Below are 329 nucleotides of genomic sequence, written 5' to 3' on the forward strand. Positions count from 1 at the left end.
AAGAACATTGTGAATAAAGCCACGGAAGTAATCTTCACGGTCACCTGGTAGAGGATCTGAAAGTGCAACATACCATTTGAAGTTTTCATTTTCTGCTTGAAGCATATCGAAATCTTCAGTATAGAACATTTCACGCTCTGAGCGAGCTCCATACCAGAATGACATTTTACGTTTTGATTTCAAACGTTTTAATTGGTCAAAGATATGTGAACGCATTGGCGCCATACCTGCACCACCACCGATAAATACCATCTCGTTATCAGTTTCTTTAGCGAAGAACTCACCAAATGGACCAGAGATAGTTACTTTATCACCTTCTTTTAATGACC

1 pseudogene is annotated in these 329 nt (G+C 39.2%); it reads right to left on the minus strand.

Annotated elements, in window-relative coordinates:
• Window positions 1-329 (minus strand): annotated as a pseudogene (locus EII42_RS12620) (hypothetical protein); the annotation flags it as partial.

This window comes from Tessaracoccus sp. OH4464_COT-324, assembly GCF_003932855.1.
Lineage (GTDB): Bacteria > Actinomycetota > Actinomycetes > Propionibacteriales > Propionibacteriaceae > Arachnia.